We start from the raw sequence: 16,385 nt of genomic DNA, 5'->3' as shown, positions 1-16,385 counted from the left end.
CTCCCTCTTCAGTGACCAAGCAAATAGGCCGTGAAGCCGATCGCGATGAAGCCGAGGCCGATGACCACCGTCGCGATTTCGACGGCGTTTTCCAGACCGAAGAATTTGACGACGGCGCTCGCTGCGGCAGACAGGAGCATTTCCAGGATCGCGCTGATCAGGCTTTGGATCATTCTGAGCGCCGCTACATCCCGCCGCGCCTGTCGCTGGCCGCCAAGTGGCAACCGAGCGCCACCAGGGCCAGCATGAAGTTCGAGCCGAGCAGGATTTGGAGCGCCAGGTCCGTCCCCGCGCTCACATACCGGACCGAGTGCCGGTGCGCGTAACGTTCGGGATGGGCGGCATCGGGCTGCTGAGGAGAGCTCGCCAAAAGCACCAGCCACGCGACGGTCCCGCAAATCCCCGCGACCGTCGCAATCCTGCCGAGCCTTTCAAGCCAGCGCTTCATGCCGCCCTCGTCATGGCCTCAATCTCCGCTACGCCTTTGCCGGGATCAGCAGCTTGAGAACACTCAGAATGGCGAAAGCACCGAGACCATAGCAGAGCGCATTCACGAGCCAGGAAATGGCGATGCCTGCAGAGGCGGAGCCTCCGACCGCTCCCCAGAACAAATAGGCTGCGGAGACGCCGGGCCACTCCAGCGACAGCAACGCGTAATCGGTGGGCTGCTCGAGAGCAAGGAGCGTCGCCGAGATCAGCGCCCCGACCGCCAATGCGATGATGAGATTCGTCTTCGCGGAGGGCATCACAATCCCAATAGCCCGGTGACAACAGGAATGAGGAAATAAGCGGCGATCCCGAGAAGGACTCCCACGACGACGCGTGCCGTGCGGCCCTGAATTTTCGTCTCGAGCCAGGCACCAACAGCCAGTACGGCCTGTCTCAGCCAGTCACCAATGAGGCTTCTGGCGAGATCAAACAGGAGTTCTGCAACGAGCGCGGCCATGGCGTTTGGTCGCCACCACCTCCGGCGGGGTTCAACCGGCCCGCCATCGTCGGCGAGACATCAGCAAGACCTCTGGACGCGATTGCAGACGATCACGCATGCGCGCTGTGCGCTTGCCTTGACGGCCGGACAGGCTAGCATCCCCTGCAACCACAAGGCGTCAATCCAACCGACGCCGATCAAGGGGGGCCCCATGACGACACGCCGCGCCTTGCGCCTTCTGCTGCTGCCGCTCGCCTTCGTCACCACGCTGAGCATCGGCTCCGCCACCGAGCTAAATCCCGCCGCCGTCACCTATAAAATGCCGGACCAGATCCCCTGGGGCCCGGTCGACGCGCGCGGCGCGCAGACGGCGGTGGTGGTCGGCGACCCCAGCAAGGCGGGCTTCTACATGGTCTACAACAAATGGACCAAGGGCAATCACTTCAGCCGCCCGCACTTCCATCCCAACGACCGCTACATCGTGGTGCTGCAAGGCACCTGGTGGGTCGGCTCAGGCCCGAAATTCGACCCCGACCACGGCACCGTGCCGATGCCACCCGGCAGCTTCGTCACCCACACCGGCAAGCAGGTGCATTGGGACGGCGCCAAGGACGAGGACGCCGTGCTGCTGATCATGGGCGAAGGCCCGGCGACCGCGACTGGGGCGGAGGAAAGGTAGACCCCGTCAATCCGGTCGCGTCGCGTTTCAGCTCCTGAAAAATCCGGAGAGATGAAGCATGGCAATGGCTTCGGCAGCAGCTAAAGTGACGGCGCACTCAACGCGCGCCCTTTGCTGCCATTCGAACCCGTTGTGGCTACACTTCCTTAAGTCGCCAGATTATTGCGCCGGAGATAATTTCCGGCCGAGTGCAGGACTTAGCGCGCTCCATAAGGCGGCGCGCGCAACAGGGCGCCCGGTTCTTTCCGGGTGCGGCGGCAGGTCATCCTTGCAGTGCAGTCGAGCACTGTCACCGTAAATTCGCTAGAGCCTGGGACCGAATGTCGTAAGAGGCTTCTTGGAAATCGGTTGACTAATCTCTACTCAGAGTTGCTATCCTCAACAATAGCTGGGGGAGGACACAATGATGGACTTTTTTTTCGGTACCACTAGTGGGTTGCTGCTTATCGTCGCGGTATATCTCTTTATGTTCTACTCGGCGACGACGATCTTGATGGAGAGACACGCGCACGAGATTAGCCTGATCTGGTACATCAACTCATTCTTCTTCCTGCTTTTCTACGGCCTAGAGGTAATTGCGCTGAAGAAGAATACTCCCCTCGCCAAGCTGTGCGGATCGAGTGAGGTGACGTGCGTAGCCCTTTACGACTATTTGACCAACATGGGCGACGAATTCCGTTTGGTCATCGTCGTTGTGGTGCTCGCGATTGCGCCACAACTGCTGAGCTATGGCCTCAGTGGGATATCGGGTACTGCGTCGTCGCCGAAGTTCGTGTCCCAGATCGGAAAGTTTGCCTTGTGGAGCCTGGCAAAATTCATGGTCACGCTTGGCGGCATCTCAATTGCCCATCCGTTTGCACAATTGACCCTTGGTCAGGCGCCAAACGCCAAGGATTTTGTCCTAGGTTTTGCAATGACGGGTATCGGTTTCGTTTATGCAGGATTCGAAGTCCTGATCAATGAGAAGCTGCCGAAACTATTGAAGGCATATCTTGCGAAAAACACATCAGTTAGCGCGCTCCTGATGAAAGCGCACAAGATAGCTACAAGAAACCTTCCGCGCGGCGAGATTGCTCCGGAATTACAGTGACAGTCCACTAGACTGTGCCGAATACCATGGCTCATGGCCCGTGTTCTCATTCCCGGTCATCCGCACCATGTCACGCCGCGCGGTAATGGCCGGACACGCACGTTCTTCGGCGAGGACGACTATGGCTCTATCGCGGCCGGCTCGCGGCCAAATGCGAGGCGGTGCATTATCCCGTTTGAGCAGCGTCATTCAAGCTCATCGCCCCTCAATGCGATCCTGGCTGTCACCAATCCACTGTTTTGAGATTGTCCATAGCCGAGGCAATCAAGCGGTCGGCGATAGAGTTTACCGCAGCGTCGTCGAGCGTGAATAGATTCGGCCATTGGATTGGCCCTCTGACGGGCCAGAGGCGCATCATCCCCGGCGGATCGTTGGCATGATCAAACTGCCAAATGGACGCAACCGTCGAGCTTGTGACATGCATGAACAATTCGCCGATCTGGAGCGAGCTGACCTGGTGATTGGGCGGATGAGGACCAGCGGCGAGATAGTCCGTCGAGAATAGCTCCCTCGTCACAGCGTGGGCGCCATGATGCCGATACCGCGTTTGCCATTCGGTGCCCCGATAGTTCCCGATCCACATCGACCACTGCGGCGGAGCTTGCCGCAGACCATGTATGTATTTCCTGTCTGCTTCTGGGATGGCCCTGGTGGAATCATCGCTATATTCAAAAACAGTGCAGGCAATTGCGAGCCATAGCGCGAACTTTTGCTGCGCTTCCTCGGTGAGCGTGAAGAATTCGCCATTGATAAGCGGAATCAGAAACTCCTTCGTCTGATTTTCAGCGCGGCTGATCCACCCATTGTTGCAGTGGTACTCGCAGACAATACGCAGCTGGCGGGTCTTGATGTCGCCCTGGTGCACCTTCTCATATGGGCGGAGCTCGACCCCTTTGCCCGGAAGCAAATTGTGCCTGAGTCGAGATTGGACGTGGGTGTCATTTGTTTTCGGAAACGGCGTCTGCATCCATTTCGGCCAAAGATGTTGACGGCTCATGGAGACAGTAACGCTTCCATCCTTTGTGCCTGCAACCCGGCCGCAGAAGATGCATACTCCCGGACCCTTCAAGTTTAACCGCCTCGGCGATTTAGTCATCAATTTCCCCCATCCTACGGCGCACCAGCGGCGCCAGCAGCTTCACCATCGCCGCTCCCTGCGCTTCCCCATTGAGCGCGCCATGGTCGGGACCGGATTGCCGTGACAGTGCACTCAACTCGCTGTCGTTTGCGGTTGAACGCGCCGTCACCGCAATCCCGCCGCTGAACCTTTCAAGTTTTGTCAGAATGACGGCCTGCCGATTGGCGCTTCCGGATCAAGGCAGCTGTGCATGATGACAGCAAATACCGACACGATCCAAAAGTGCACGATGAAGTAGACGACGCGATAGGCAATCTCGATCAGATAGTATCCTGCCAAAAGAATTGCACCGAAAACGATCTGCAGGAGATCCACTCTGTCGCTCCCTTCGAGTTCGAAATGGGATGATAGCAGGCGGATGTTCTCGCTCAAGTAGCCCCTCACTCACACTACCCGCGCAATTGCAGTCCAGTGCACTAAACTCGCAGCATCGCCGCCATACTGCGCGTCGCGGAAAGCGCCAATCGAGTGCACCCGCGATCACAAACAGAAGAGGCGAGCCCCCCATCGACCACCCGCTCGGGAACACCAACGCCCGTGCGGGCGTTTCCCCTGATCGGAAAGGCACTCCCATGCTTCGATCAATCCTCGCGATCTCTCTCCTGCTGTACGCGACCTCCGCCTTCGCCCAGCAGCAGCAACGACGCCCCCGCCCTGCGCAGGGCGGGCACTGCTGCGCCGTGGCGACGCAGCCCAGCAACAATCCGTTCAGCAATCCGATCGGGCAAGGCGTGCCTCCGGCCGCCTCGGCTCAACCCTATTGGAACGGGCAGCCGCAGCGACGGCGCTAGCCCTTCAACGGACCGCACCAAACTAAATCGGACAGCGTGGGCTGAACGTGTTAACGGCAGGGATGAAAATATCCCTCACGATGCTACTCGTCGTCTGGTCGGCGGCCGTCACGGCGCAGACCGCGGCTCCTCCGCAAAGCGACCTGTCCGTTCGCGACCAGATCAAGGCCGCGCGCGCAAAGGACAAGGCCGACGAGGAAGCCGACCAGACCAAACGCGCCTGGGACCGCAACGGCGATGGGCGGCGGCCGTGGGAGACGTCGGTTGCGCCCGAGCGGAAGCCGAAGCCCTGAGAGCGGCCCCCTGCCCTTTGTCGCATTTTGCTGCTAATTGATGCTCCCGCCGGTCCGGCCCAAAGCAAAACCCTCCAACGTCAGGGAGCAACAACCATGCGATACCTCCACACCATGCTGCGCGTGCGCAATCTCGATGTCGCGCTGAAGTTCTACCAGGATGCGCTGGGGCTGAAGGAGGTGCGGCGGATCGAGAACGACAAGGGCCGCTTCACGCTGGTGTTCCTGTGCTCGGCAGACGATCTCGACGCGCTGAACAACCAGCCCAAGACGCGCGGCGCGCCGCTGGTCGAGCTCACCTACAATTGGGACGAGGAGACTTACGGCGAGGACCGCTTCTTCGGCCACCTCGCCTATGAGGTCGATGATATCTACGCGACCTGCGAGAAGCTGCAGAAGGCCGGCGTCACCATCAACCGTCCACCGCGCGACGGCAACATGGCCTTCGTCCGCTCGCCCGACCTACACTCGATCGAGCTCTTGCAGAAGGGCGAGCCGAAGCCGCCGCAGGAACCCTGGGCCTCGATGCCCAACACCGGCCATTGGTAAGGCGCCTCTCCCAGGAACAAGCCCTCGCGCCCGGGATTGTCCCTCCGACAAAGCAATCGGAGGAGAACGCGATGGGACGAGGAATCCTGCTGTGGCTGCTGGGCGTGCCGATCCCGGTGATCATTCTGTTATGGCTGTTCTTCGGCCATTAAAGCGCGATGAGACTTTGCCAACGAAAGCTCCGCCTCAGGCGGAGCTTTTTGCATGAGGGGCGCGCCGCAATCGCCGTGCTCCGCGATCCGAAATTCCGCTATCACCCGCGCAAATCGACCACGCCGCGGGAGGAAGCCTGATGCCCGACCAACAATTGACGATCTGGGGCCGCGCCAATTCGGTCAACGTGCAGAAGGTGCTGTGGGGCCTCGCCGAACTCGGCCTGCCCTTCGAGCGCATCGACGCCGGCATGGCGTTCGGCAAGACCCGCGAGGCCGACTATCTCGCGATGAATCCCAATGCGCGGATCCCGACGCTGGTCGAGGGTGACTTCGTGCTGTGGGAGTCCAACTCGATCCTGCGCTATCTCTGTCTCGCGCATGGGCGCGGCACGCCTCTCTACCCCGAGGCACCGAAGAGCCGCGCCAGCGTCGACCGCTGGCTCGACTGGACGCTGTCGACCGTGCAGCCGGTCGATCGCCCGGTGTTCTGGGGTATCGTGCGCACGCCGCCCGCCGAGCGGGACATGATCCAGGTGCAGCGGGATGCCGATGCCGCCGCCGAGGTCTGGGTGATCGCCGACCGCCACCTCGCCACGCGCCGCTTCATGGAGGGCGACCAGTTCACGATCGCCGATATCGCGATCGGCTGCTATGCGCGGCGCTGGCTCGGCGTCGAGGGCATCACCCGCCCGGCCCAGCCGCACCTGACCCGCTGGCTCGCCGAGCTCGGCAAGCGCAGCGGATTTGCACAATTCGTCGCACCGCCGATGTCGTGAGGCGGCAGCGCAGCTCAAAGCCTGCTGGCGCCGCGCTGAATCGGCATTCCCGCGCGTGCCGAAGGGAGTCACGCTGAGGCTTGACGGCTACTGTGCGTGGGGTTGTTTTCGCCGGTTTTGTTTGACGCCTAGCGCCAGCCGCGCTCGACCAGCACCACGCAGATGATCAGCGCCAGCGTCACCACGGCGGTGGCAAGCTTCGCCGGCCAGCTCAGGCCGCGTCCGACCCACCACAAGAGCGCGCAATACATCACGAACGGGAAGATGATCTCGGGCCGCAGCAGATCCGGCACCATGCGAGCTACCGCCGGACCGTTGTCTCGACGCTGACCGCGCCGCCGATCTTCACGCAGGTCCCGGTCGCCTCGACCATATGGAAGCCACGGCCATAGGAGGCGCACGAGCCCGCCTTCGCGGTCCCGCCGTTGCTCTTCAGAGGCAAGGTCTTGCCAGCCTGCGGCGGCTCGGCGGTCGGCAGGCGCAAGCCCTCCGCCGCGGCTGCGGACGAGATTAGGGCCGAGATCAGGACGAGGAGCGGCGTGCGCATGGCACCGTTCTAGCCCGGACCGGCGCCGCGCGCCATCCGGGCGGGGGTCAGAGGAACCGGACGCCGGCCGACTTGCCGCGGCGCCAGACCACCTGGCAGCTCCGCCCGGTGCGCGCATCACGTGCGAACGCCATTCGGATCACGCCCGGCAGCTGGCTCGCATCGTCGTCCATCGTGATCTTCGCGCCCGACTCCGAGATGTCCTGGACCAGGCAGTGCCGCGCGGCGAATCCACCGTCGAGCGTGATCCAGGCATGCTGCGACAGCAGCTTGCGGGCGGCGCGCTTCTTCGGCTGAGGCATCGGCTTTAAGATCTCCCATTCCAGCGCTATCTCAGGGAACCTTAAGAAACCGTTGAAATCGGTCCCGAATGATCCCGGGGCGGCGCTATCCACCGCCCCCGAGATCCCGTTCCCGAACGGCTTGCCCGGAGGCTCAAAGGCCACTATACGTTCGCCCGCTGCACGCCGCCGGGCCTGACTCGGGCGGCCAGCGGCCGTGCCGCGAAAAGCGGCGGGGCACTTTGCTCCCTTCGTCTATCGGTTAGGACGCCACCCTTTCACGGTGGAGAGAGCGGTTCGATTCCGCTAGGGAGCGCCACCGGGCCACCGCCCGGGACATCCGATTGCTGCATCGCATCCCAAAATAGCACTTTGAGCGCGACGATCGCGAAGCGTAGCCTCGCCTCGTTTCAGAGGCTGCGCGCAATGAATTTTGAAGACGTGCATTTCCTGGTCCGGTGCCTGCGCTACCGCTGGCGCACCGAGAAGCTTCCCCTGAAGACCCTGATGCGCCTCGACCTCAAGGGAGCGACCGTCATCGATATCGGCGCCAACAAGGGCATCTACAGCTTCTGGCTGGCGCGCGCCGTCGGCCCGTCCGGCAAGGTCTTGGCGTTCGAGCCTCAGCCCGAGATGATCCGCTATATCCAGCGGCGCAAGCAGTGCTTTGGCCTTGCCAATGTCGAGACCATCGAAGCCGCCTTGTCCGATAGCTGCGGCACCGCGCAGCTGACGCGCCAGCGCGCAGCGCCTCCTTGTGCATGGCGCGCGACAGATCAGGCAATGAGACGGTCGCGGTCCCTCTCGCCATTCTCGACGATCTCGCGCTGGCAAATCCGCGCTTCATCAAATGCGATGTCGAAGGCCATGAGCTCAGCGTCTTCACCGGCGCAAGGCGGCTGATCGAGCGCTGTCGCCCCGTGGTGCAGTTCGAAAGCGTGTCGGCGGACGCCGGCCAGCTGTTCGCGTTTTTCGAAGAGCTCGGCTATCTCGGCACGATGTTCCTGGGAAACGACTATCGTCCGTACACCATGGGCTGGCAGGTCCCCCACCCGAAATTCGGCCTCGGCGGACACCGCGACTTCCTGTTCTTCCCCGAGAGCGCGATCGGATCCACCATCCCGCTGCCGCTATACGAGCGGATCAGGACCTCCGCGGCGGCGTCGGCAGTTGCGGGCTGCCCGGCCTCCTCCATGCCTCGCGCGCGGCCTGCCGGCTAAAGCATGATCCGGAAAAGTGCGAAGCGGTTTTCCGAAGAGATCATGCTCAAACAATAACCTAATGTGATTTCGGCCCGTACCGCATGAACCTGCCTACGGCTCGCGAACGACCAATGCCGGAACCGCGAGACGATGCAGGTCATGGAGTTCCCCAAAACCACGCCGGAAGACCAGTCCGGCCCCGCCCCGACAAAGTCGGTGCCACGCTGGATGCACCGCGCGAGGCCATACGCGCCGGAGCGGCGCGCCAGGATGCTGGAGCACATGGCCCGCGCCAGATCGCTGCCGCAGCGCCAGGCCGCCACTGCGCCGGAACGGTCAGCCAAGAGCGGTCAGGACCTCCTCCACGATCTCCTCGGCCATATCGTCCTGTCCGGCTTGCTCGCGCTCATCTTCATGTCGCGCGTTCCCCTCTATATCGGCGCCTTTCTGTTCCTCACCGACGGCGAGCGCATCGAGGCCCTGCTCGGAACGCTCGGCATTCGGCTCGAGCCGGACACGATCGGCCCTGACATCATCAAGGGCTCGGCATCCTGGTTCGGTTGGTTCGCATTGCTTGCCGTCCTGAAGGGCTCGGCTCCGGCATGGCTCGTGCCGTGGATGCCACCATCCGAGTCATGGTCGTTCATCGCCGGCATCGCCCTTGCGCTCGCGACGGTCGAAGCCTGTGGAGCGTTCGCGATGCGGCGCGCCTCGCAATGGTTCGGATGGGGAAGCTGGCCGGATAGCCTGACCTGGGCAACGATCAAATTCGTGATCGTCATCGCCGTCCTCGCGCTGCTGGTGCTGCTCGGATCGCCCTGAGCGATGACGCGGTTGTGAATTCACCCACAGCCTCGGCGGCCCCGCGCATTTACCGGAAATTTACCCCTGCTCGCGAGTGCCGGTATCATTTGCTTAGAATCTGATTGCTACCGTGAATCTACGGAAGCCCTCCCAAATCCCGATCATCGCTCATGTCCGTCGCAGAGTTCCTCAGGCAGCGCGCAGTGGAAGTTGCCGTGAGCGGCAGCTACTCGCTGTCGCGCTGGTATGATTGCGAGGGGCAGCTCCGCACCTTCGCCTGCCGCACCAAGCGCGTCTCGCCGTTCCGCATGATCGTGGACGTGCCGGTCGTCGGCAAGATCGGCGAGCGCGTGACCTCCTATTTCCAGGATTTCGGCGAATTCCAGTGCACGATCAGCGCGACGCTGAAGTCGGGCTTCCTGATGGAGCTCGACATGCCGCGGGCGCGGCGCGCCTGGATGTCGGAAAAGCTGACCTGGCTGGAGAAGAAGCAGAAGGACGCCAGCATTCAGGAACTGCGGAATGACGCGCGCTTCGTCCCGCAGGTCTCGCACACCTTCCTGACGCTCGCCGACGGCAGCATCCACCCCTGCTTCATCATCGACGTCTCCACGGCCGGCGTTGCGATATCCTGCGAGTACGACCCGCCGGTCGGAACCGCGCTGGCGGTCGGCGCCTGCGTCGGGCGCGTGATCCGCAAATTCGACCACGGCTTTGCGGTCAAGTTCGCCGAGAAGCAGCAGCGGGACGACCTGGTCCGGCTGATCGTCCGTTCGCCCTTGCAGCAATCGGCCTGAGCGCCGGTTTACGGCTACGGCTTGCCCTAGAGCGGCCCCAATGCGGGATCAGCTTTTTGGAGGTCTGCGCCTTGGGCGGACGACATTTGCGGACTTGCGATCGGGGGACCGGATGGCAGTCAACAAGATCACCTGGGACAGGGTCGGCCGGGTCACCGAGCCGGGCCGCTACATGTACACCTTCGGCTGGCTCACCATCACCGCCGGCGATCTCGCGATCTGGCAGCAATATCCGCAGGCCGCGTTCACGCTGCTCGCGCAACCGTCCGGGCCGCCCGAGGCGGTTGGCGAGGAATTCCATCTCGGCGCCTTCGACATAGCGCCCGAGGCGCCGCCGTTCACCACGCATTGAGCGCGGGGAACGTCGGTCGCCGCGGATTAGCGCATCTGCAAGCGCACGCGGACGGCAGCGGGAACGCGTGGCACGGGCGTTGCTTTATTATGGTCATGATCCAGATCCCCGCCGTCGACCAGGCCTTCCTGCTGCTGCTCATCGTCTCCTGCCTCGGCACGTGCCTCGTGCGCGCCTTCTGGGAGCTGGAGCAGGTGCGGGCCCGCCGGATTGCGTCGCCCTCCCGCAAGCGCGACGAAGCGTGAATGGGCCGGCCTGCCGGGCCGCCCGTCCTCCGAAAGAGGACCAACCTCTTGCCGCAGCTGACGAACAGGCTCTGTCATGCAATTGATTACGCTTGCATTCTAAACCCTCGCGGCGGCACGTATGAACGTAAGTTGCAGCTGTCGTTAAGCGAGGCGACAGCAAACGCATGACACATGGTCGCATCGGTGGACGTAGCTAAGCGGATCAAGGGAACCTATTTTCGGCGCCGATGTACCTGATTGAAGCGTTACCCACCGTCATCGGAACGGCCGCCATTGCCCCGGCGCTGCTGATGCTATGGCTCGTCATTGCCGCCGAGGAGCGGCCGGGACCGCCGGCCCAGGTCTGGACCGCGTTCCTGCTTGGCGCGGCCAGCATTTCGCTGCTCGGCGTTGCCCGCGCGCCCTTCGCCAAGATGGTCGCGGCGCCCGACAATCCCTGGGCGGCGCTGGCCATGCATTCGGTGTTCGGCGTGGCGTTGCCCGAGGAGGCCGTCAAGGTCATCGCCATCGTGCTGGTATCCTCGACCAAGCGGCGGACCTTTGCCAATCCGATGGACACGGTGGTCTATGGTGCCGCGGTCGGTCTCGGCTTCGCCGCCTACGAGAACCTCGCTTACCTCGTGCAGCACGCCGAGATGTGGCGCTCGCTCGCAGCCTTGCGCAGTGTCCTGACCGTGCCGTTCCACGGCGCGCTCGGCATCATCGCCGGCGCCTATCTCACCATCGCCCGCGCCGGCACGGCGCTGGGCGCGAACCGCCATCATCGCGACTGGGCCCGCCTCTCCAGCCGCCTCTTGATCTTCGCCGGGCCCCTGGCGCTGCATTCGGCTTTCGACTTTCCGCTGCTCACGCTCCAGCGCATGCCCGACCTTGATCCCACCTTGCGGATGTGGCTGGGCGGCGCGAGCCTTCTGATCGGCTTCAGCTCGATCGCCTTTGCCATCCGCCTCGTCCGCCGGGTTGCACGCCATCATGCGCCCCGAACCGACATCGCGCGGGAGCGGCTCAGCCAGTTGCGGCGGATGTGGGCGCTGCTGCTCGCCGGCGGCGGCGTGGGCTTCCTTGGCCTCGCCTTCGTGCTGACCTCGATCCACCACTGGCTGATCAACCCCGAGCGCAATCTGACGCTGGCGCTGATCCCGATCGGCTTCGTCTCGATCCTGCTCGGCCTTGCGCTTCTGGTTGTCACAACGGCGATCTACATTCTCGGCCGCAACCGCATCCGCACCAGCGGCGAGGGCTTTTCGTCAGCGCACGGCGGCGGGTAAGCCGCGGGATGGCAAGCACGGTGTGCGCATCCTAGATTGTGCGCACAGCTTTCAGTCTGGAGCCTGCCGATGACATCGCCCGAAGACCTTTCACGGCTGCAATCCGCCATGAGCCGGACGGTGAAGGCGCATTGGAAGGCCTTCCTGTTCGAAGGCATCCTGCTCGCCGTCCTCGGTATCGCCGCGCTGATCGTCCCGCCGCTCGCGAGCCTTGCGATCGCGATTGTCCTCGGCTGGATGTTCCTGATCAGCGGCATCGGCGGGCTGATCGTGACCTATTGGGCGCGCAGCTCGCCGGGCTTCTGGTGGTCGCTGATCTCGGCCGCACTCGCCGTGCTCGCCGGCATGCTGCTCTTGGCGCGCCCGATGCAGGCGGTGCTGACGCTGACCATCGTGCTCGGCGCCTATTTCCTCGCCGAAGGCGTCGCCACCATCATGTACGCGTTGGAGCACCGCCGCGAACCCGGCGGCCGCTGGTCGTGGCTGCTGATCTCCGGCCTCGTCGACATCGCGATCTCGTTCATGGTGATCACGGGACTGCCGAGCTCGGCGGAATGGGCCATCGGCATCCTTGTCGGTATCAATTTGCTGTTCGGCGGCGCCACCCTGATCGGCATGGCGCTGGCGGCACGCAAGAGCAACACCTGAGACGCCTCGTTGCGCCAGCGCCGTTTTGGGGGGTGACAACCCGCCGGTGGCGCGCTATATGCCGATACATGATCACCGTCGCCACCAGCTATTTTTGGTACTTTAGCTACGACAGCTCGCTGGCGGCAGGAGGATCGCGCTCAATCTGAATATTGAAGCAAACGTCCGAACAAGCCGCCAGACCTGGCGGCTTTTTTATTGGCCGGCAGGTTCTAGAACAGACAGGAGCCTGCCGTGCTGAGCACGACTGACGATCTTCGTATCCGCGAACTGAAAGAGCTGAGCACGCCGGAAGAGGTGATGCGGGAAGTCCCGCGCACGCTCACCGCAACGCGTGTGGTGATGGCGGCGCGCAACGCCATCCATGCCATCCTCACCGGCCAGGACGACCGCCTGCTGGTCGTGGTCGGCCCCTGCTCCGTCCACGATCCCAAGGCCGCGCTCGAATATGCCGAGCGGCTTGCAGCCTTGCGCGAGGATCTCGCCGACCAGCTCGAGATCGTGATGCGGGTCTATTTCGAGAAGCCGCGCACCACCGTCGGCTGGAAGGGCCTGATCAACGACCCTGACCTCGACGGCAGCTTCGACATCAACAAGGGCCTGCGGCTGGCGCGCAACGTGCTGTCGGCGGTCAACAATCTCGGCCTGCCCGCCGGCGCCGAATTCCTCGACATGACGACGCCGCAATACATCGCGGACCTCGTGTCCTGGGCCGCGATCGGCGCGCGCACCACCGAGAGCCAGATCCACCGCGAGCTGGCCTCGGGGCTATCCTGCCCGGTCGGCTTCAAGAACGGCACCGACGGCAATGTGCGCATCGCGGCGGACGCCGTGAAGTCGGCCTCGCATCCGCATCATTTCATGGCGGTGACGAAGCTCGGCCGCTCGGCGATCGCCTCGACCGCAGGCAACGAGGACTGCCACATCATCCTGCGCGGCGGAGCTAAGCCGAACTATGACGCCGCAAGCGTCGCGGCCGCCTGCAACGAACTGGCGAAATCCGGCGTCGCGCCGCTGGTGATGGTGGATGCGAGCCACGCCAATTCGAGCAAGAAGCCGGAGAACCAGCCGCTGGTGATGGCCGACATTGCCGGCCAGATTTCCGGCGGCGAAAACCGCATCATGGGCGTGATGATCGAGAGCAATCTCGTCGCCGGCCGTCAGGACGTGGTGCCGGGCAAGCCGCTCACCTACGGCCAGAGCATCACCGATGGCTGCATCGACTGGGAGACCACGGCAACCGTGCTCGAGCAGCTCGCCGACGCGGTCGAGATCCGCCGCAACACCCAGCGCGCGGGCCTGCACGAACGGACGGCGTAAGGGCCAAAGCAAATGCGGGCGGGGCGAGCTGTCGCGCCCCGCCTGCAACGGCTCAGCAGCCGCGGCAGATGCTCTTGATCTTCTTGTCGAGCGCTGCGTCTTCCTTGTTCACGGGATTGTTCGGATCGCTCAGATTCTTCTCGCTCGGCACGTCGCTCGCGCGCGGCTGCCTGTGACCGACCGGCGCGGGCAGTACGCCGGATCCTGCCGATTGTCCCGACGTCCCGGTACCCTTGCTCCCGGTCTGCGCAAAGCCTGCGCTGCCGAACGCCACCAGGAGCGACATTGCCACGACGATCTTTCTCATTTCCGCCTCCAATCCTAAAGTCCCGCGCGGCTCGCATCTCACCTGCTCAGGTTTCGGGCGGATAGAGATGAACGTCGCCACAATAGTCCACGATACGATAGCGCGTTTCGGCTCCCGCATCACCCGCGTCGGGTGCGGTATTTTGTGCCGCCAACACGTAATTCGGTCCGACCGGAGACTTACCCGCGCCGCCGGGAATATCGATGACATAGTCGGGCTGACACAGTCCCGACACCCGTCCGCGCAACTGCCGCATCAAAGCCTGCCCCTCTGCCAGCGTCGTTCGCAAATGCACGGTGCCCGGCGCGAGATCGCCGTGATGCAGGTAGTAGGGCTTGATCCGGCATTCGACGAAAGCTCGCATCAAATCCGACAAAGCGGCCACGTTGTCGTTGACGCCGCGCAAGAGCACGGACTGGCTGACCATGGGAATGCCGGCGTCGACGAGCCGCGCGCAGGCGGCACGGGCGTCTTCCGTGAGCTCGCGCGCATGATTGGCATGGAGCGCGACCCAGGTGATCGCCCCCGGAACCTTCAGCGCTGCGACCATCTCCTCGCTGATGCGTGCGGGATCAGCCACCGGCACGCGGGTGTGGAGGCGGATGATCTTGACGTGATCGATGGCGGCAAGATCCGCCATGATCTCACTCATCCGGCGCGGCGACAGCATCAAGGGGTCGCCGCCGGTCAGGATCACTTCCCAGATATCGTTATGCGCGCGGATGTAATCGATTGCCGCGCGATAGGCGCTGTCCGACAGCGCGTTCTCCTTGCCGGGCCCGACCATCTCGCGGCGGAAACAGAAGCGACAATAGACCGCGCAGACATGGACGAGCTTGAACAGCACGCGATCGGGATAGCGATGCACGATGCCGGGAACCGGCGAGTGCGGGTGATCGCCGATCGGATCGGCGTTCTCGCCCGGCTGCACTTCGAGCTCTGCGGCGGTCGGCACGAACTGCCGCGCAATGGGATCGTCGGGATCGGCCGGGTCGATCAACTCGACCAACGCCGGCGTGATTGCGACCGCATAGCGCGCGGCAACGCGCTCGAGCGCTGGCAGCGCGGCTGCGGGCGCGAGGCCCTCGGCCACGAGCTCGGCCGGCTCGCGCAAGGTACGTGCAAGACTGGTCTTCGTCATCTCTCGCTTAACGCTTCTTCTGCAGGCGGCGTCCACACCACCTGATCAATCCGTGTTGCGCCGCTCGCCAGCATCACCAGCCGGTCGAAGCCGAGCGCGACGCCGCTCGCCTCCGGCATTGCGGCAACCGCAGCCAGAAAATCCTCATCCAGCGGATAGGCCTCGCCGTAGCGGCGCTGCTTCTCCGCCATCGATTCCGTGAAGCGCTTGCGCTGCTCCTCGGCATCGGTCAGCTCGCCAAAACCGTTGGCGAGCTCGACGCCGCAGGCATAGACCTCGAACCGCTCCGCGACCCTCGGATCTTCCGCTTTCACCCGCGCCAGCGCCGCTTCTGGAGATGGGTATTCGAACAGGATGGTCAAACGCCCCTGCCCCAGATGCGGCTCGACGTGCTCGACCAGGACCTTGCTGAAGATGTCCGACCAGGTGTCGTCCTCGGCTATGCGGACCTTGCCGGCCGCCGCCTGGGCGAGCGTGGCACGGTTACCCTCTGCGCCCGAGATTGTCGACAGCAGGTCGATGCCGGCGAAACGCTCGAAAGCGGCCGCAACCGTCAGCAACTCAGGCTCGGAAAACGGATCGGCGGTCCGCCCCCGGAACGAGAAGGTCCCGATCCCGGTGGCCTGGGCCGCGCGGTCGATAACGACAACGGTGTCGGCCATGATGGCGTCATAGGGGGCACTGGCCCGGTACCATTCCAGCATGGTGAATTCGGGCAAATGGAGGTCGCCGCGCTCCCGGTCGCGGAATACCCGGGCGAGCTCGAAGATTCGGGGCTCCCCGGCCGCCAGGAGCTTCTTGCAGGCAAATTCCGGCGAGGTCCGCAAATACCGGCTGGCCCGGCTGCCGTCGGGGCGCATGATCTCGGTCCGGGGGGCATGCAGATGGGTCTCATTGCCCGGCGAGACCTGGAGGACGGAGGTTTCGACCTCGACGAAGCCCTGCTCGGCGAAAAAGCCCCGTATTGCTCCGGTAATGGCGCCCCGTGCCTGGAGGAAGGGCCGTCGGTCGAGGTGCCGCTCGGGCGACCAAAACGGCGAGATCGGCTTGTCCCCAGCCATCAGCCGGCCA

27 protein-coding genes and 1 tRNA gene are annotated in these 16,385 nt (G+C 63.6%); 16 read left to right on the top strand and 12 right to left on the bottom strand.

The annotated features are described in order from the left end of the window. Positions 1–8 precede the first annotated feature (8 nt). The 4 genes from WN72_RS23775 to WN72_RS23760 are packed head-to-tail and all read right to left on the bottom strand — an operon-like array spanning position 9 to position 946. Positions 9–173, bottom strand: a complete 165-nt coding sequence (locus WN72_RS23775; protein WP_167380827.1) for a hypothetical protein — start codon at positions 171–173, stop codon at positions 9–11. A gap of 11 nt (positions 174–184) precedes the next feature. After that, a complete protein-coding gene (locus WN72_RS23770; RefSeq protein WP_092216292.1) occupies positions 185–448 on the bottom strand; it encodes a hypothetical protein in 264 nt (87 codons plus the stop codon). Between the two features lie 28 nt (positions 449–476). After that, the gene (locus tag WN72_RS23765) at positions 477–746 is read right to left on the bottom strand and encodes a hypothetical protein (protein WP_027557948.1); all 270 of its coding nucleotides are present in this window, start codon (positions 744–746) and stop codon (positions 477–479) included. After that, positions 746–946, bottom strand: a complete 201-nt coding sequence (locus WN72_RS23760) for a hypothetical protein (RefSeq protein WP_027557947.1) — start codon at positions 944–946, stop codon at positions 746–748. Before WN72_RS23760 ends, WN72_RS23765 begins: the two co-directional genes overlap by 1 nt. 193 nt (positions 947–1,139) lie before the next feature. Between WN72_RS23760 and WN72_RS23755 the strand changes: the two genes are divergently transcribed. Together WN72_RS23755 and WN72_RS23750 are read left to right on the top strand one after the other, a co-directional pair. Then, positions 1,140–1,607, top strand: coding sequence for a cupin domain-containing protein (locus WN72_RS23755; protein WP_244553755.1), 468 nt, complete (start codon positions 1,140–1,142; stop codon positions 1,605–1,607). 403 nt (positions 1,608–2,010) lie between these two features. Next, positions 2,011–2,697, top strand: coding sequence for a hypothetical protein (locus tag WN72_RS23750; protein WP_092216291.1), 687 nt, complete (start codon positions 2,011–2,013; stop codon positions 2,695–2,697). A 223-nt stretch (positions 2,698–2,920) separates the two neighbouring features. Here WN72_RS23750 and WN72_RS23745 read toward each other — a convergent pair whose 3' ends face one another. Together WN72_RS23745 and WN72_RS23740 are read right to left on the bottom strand one after the other, a co-directional pair. Next, positions 2,921–3,694, bottom strand: coding sequence for a hypothetical protein (locus WN72_RS23745; protein ID WP_143130601.1), 774 nt, complete (start codon positions 3,692–3,694; stop codon positions 2,921–2,923). 282 nt (positions 3,695–3,976) lie between these two features. Further along, positions 3,977–4,207: a hypothetical protein gene (locus WN72_RS23740; protein ID WP_092216289.1), complete on the bottom strand. Its 231-nt coding sequence runs from the start codon at positions 4,205–4,207 to the stop codon at positions 3,977–3,979. A gap of 200 nt (positions 4,208–4,407) precedes the next feature. Between WN72_RS23740 and WN72_RS23735 the strand changes: the two genes are divergently transcribed. From WN72_RS23735 to WN72_RS23720, 4 genes are all read left to right on the top strand, one after another. After that, entirely contained in the window at positions 4,408–4,626 is a 219-nt protein-coding gene (locus tag WN72_RS23735) for a hypothetical protein (protein ID WP_027557943.1), read from the top strand. A 62-nt stretch (positions 4,627–4,688) separates the two neighbouring features. Continuing rightward, entirely contained in the window at positions 4,689–4,919 is a 231-nt protein-coding gene (locus WN72_RS23730; RefSeq protein WP_036055544.1) for a hypothetical protein, read from the top strand. Positions 4,920–5,015: 96 nt separating this feature from the next. Continuing rightward, entirely contained in the window at positions 5,016–5,468 is a 453-nt protein-coding gene (locus tag WN72_RS23725; protein WP_027557941.1) for a VOC family protein, read from the top strand. Between the two features lie 292 nt (positions 5,469–5,760). Continuing rightward, the gene (locus WN72_RS23720) at positions 5,761–6,399 is read left to right on the top strand and encodes a glutathione S-transferase family protein (protein WP_027557940.1); all 639 of its coding nucleotides are present in this window, start codon (positions 5,761–5,763) and stop codon (positions 6,397–6,399) included. A gap of 128 nt (positions 6,400–6,527) precedes the next feature. Here the strand turns inward: WN72_RS23720 and WN72_RS23715 are convergent, their stop codons facing one another. The 3 genes from WN72_RS23715 to WN72_RS23705 are packed head-to-tail and all read right to left on the bottom strand — an operon-like array spanning position 6,528 to position 7,248. Continuing rightward, entirely contained in the window at positions 6,528–6,695 is a 168-nt protein-coding gene (locus WN72_RS23715) for a hypothetical protein (protein ID WP_035729766.1), read from the bottom strand. A 5-nt stretch (positions 6,696–6,700) separates the two neighbouring features. After that, complete coding sequence (locus WN72_RS23710; protein WP_027557939.1) at positions 6,701–6,946, bottom strand: hypothetical protein; 246 nt, start codon at positions 6,944–6,946, stop codon at positions 6,701–6,703. Between the two features lie 47 nt (positions 6,947–6,993). After that, complete coding sequence (locus tag WN72_RS23705; protein WP_092216288.1) at positions 6,994–7,248, bottom strand: PilZ domain-containing protein; 255 nt, start codon at positions 7,246–7,248, stop codon at positions 6,994–6,996. 223 nt (positions 7,249–7,471) lie between these two features. On the opposite strand from WN72_RS23705, the gene WN72_RS23700 reads away from it, so the two are divergent. The 10 genes from WN72_RS23700 to WN72_RS23660 all read left to right on the top strand — a co-directional run bounded on the left by WN72_RS23700 (position 7,472) and on the right by WN72_RS23660 (position 13,866). Further along, a tRNA-Glu gene (locus WN72_RS23700) sits at positions 7,472–7,546 on the top strand. Positions 7,547–7,653: 107 nt separating this feature from the next. Continuing rightward, positions 7,654–8,130 (top strand): FkbM family methyltransferase, encoded by a 477-nt coding sequence (locus tag WN72_RS47000; RefSeq protein WP_244553754.1) that lies wholly within the window; start codon positions 7,654–7,656, stop codon positions 8,128–8,130. Next, entirely contained in the window at positions 8,037–8,447 is a 411-nt protein-coding gene (locus tag WN72_RS46995; RefSeq protein WP_244553759.1) for an FkbM family methyltransferase, read from the top strand. The genes WN72_RS47000 and WN72_RS46995 overlap by 94 nt, the downstream gene beginning before the upstream one ends. Positions 8,448–8,588: 141 nt before the next feature. Beyond that, a complete protein-coding gene (locus WN72_RS23690; RefSeq protein WP_092216372.1) occupies positions 8,589–9,251 on the top strand; it encodes a hypothetical protein in 663 nt (220 codons plus the stop codon). A 152-nt stretch (positions 9,252–9,403) separates the two neighbouring features. Then, positions 9,404–10,030: a pilus assembly protein PilZ gene (locus WN72_RS23685; RefSeq protein WP_092216287.1), complete on the top strand. Its 627-nt coding sequence runs from the start codon at positions 9,404–9,406 to the stop codon at positions 10,028–10,030. Between the two features lie 112 nt (positions 10,031–10,142). Continuing rightward, positions 10,143–10,382, top strand: a complete 240-nt coding sequence (locus WN72_RS23680) for a hypothetical protein (RefSeq protein ID WP_092216286.1) — start codon at positions 10,143–10,145, stop codon at positions 10,380–10,382. A gap of 89 nt (positions 10,383–10,471) precedes the next feature. Then, the gene (locus tag WN72_RS23675) at positions 10,472–10,627 is read left to right on the top strand and encodes a hypothetical protein (RefSeq protein ID WP_167380816.1); all 156 of its coding nucleotides are present in this window, start codon (positions 10,472–10,474) and stop codon (positions 10,625–10,627) included. A gap of 230 nt (positions 10,628–10,857) precedes the next feature. Next, the gene (locus tag WN72_RS23670; protein ID WP_027557934.1) at positions 10,858–11,898 is read left to right on the top strand and encodes a PrsW family glutamic-type intramembrane protease; all 1,041 of its coding nucleotides are present in this window, start codon (positions 10,858–10,860) and stop codon (positions 11,896–11,898) included. Positions 11,899–11,967: 69 nt separating this feature from the next. After that, positions 11,968–12,546 carry an HdeD family acid-resistance protein gene (locus tag WN72_RS23665; protein WP_092216285.1) on the top strand — a complete coding sequence of 193 codons (579 nt, stop codon included), beginning with the start codon at positions 11,968–11,970 and terminating at the stop codon, positions 12,544–12,546. Positions 12,547–12,780: 234 nt separating this feature from the next. After that, positions 12,781–13,866: a 3-deoxy-7-phosphoheptulonate synthase gene (locus WN72_RS23660; RefSeq protein WP_092216284.1), complete on the top strand. Its 1,086-nt coding sequence runs from the start codon at positions 12,781–12,783 to the stop codon at positions 13,864–13,866. A gap of 52 nt (positions 13,867–13,918) precedes the next feature. Here the strand turns inward: WN72_RS23660 and WN72_RS23655 are convergent, their stop codons facing one another. The 3 genes from WN72_RS23655 to epmA are packed head-to-tail and all read right to left on the bottom strand — an operon-like array spanning position 13,919 to position 16,375. After that, positions 13,919–14,173 (bottom strand): hypothetical protein, encoded by a 255-nt coding sequence (locus WN72_RS23655; RefSeq protein WP_027557931.1) that lies wholly within the window; start codon positions 14,171–14,173, stop codon positions 13,919–13,921. A gap of 46 nt (positions 14,174–14,219) precedes the next feature. After that, positions 14,220–15,314, bottom strand: a complete 1,095-nt coding sequence (locus tag WN72_RS23650) for a lysine-2,3-aminomutase-like protein (RefSeq protein WP_027557930.1) — start codon at positions 15,312–15,314, stop codon at positions 14,220–14,222. Then, positions 15,311–16,375: an EF-P lysine aminoacylase EpmA gene (gene epmA, locus WN72_RS23645; protein ID WP_027557929.1), complete on the bottom strand. Its 1,065-nt coding sequence runs from the start codon at positions 16,373–16,375 to the stop codon at positions 15,311–15,313. The genes WN72_RS23650 and epmA overlap by 4 nt, the downstream gene beginning before the upstream one ends. Between the last annotated feature and the right edge of the window lie 10 nt (positions 16,376–16,385).

The organism is Bradyrhizobium arachidis, assembly GCF_015291705.1.
Classification (GTDB): domain Bacteria; phylum Pseudomonadota; class Alphaproteobacteria; order Rhizobiales; family Xanthobacteraceae; genus Bradyrhizobium; species Bradyrhizobium arachidis.
This window is presented reverse-complemented; position numbering and strand designations above follow the sequence as displayed.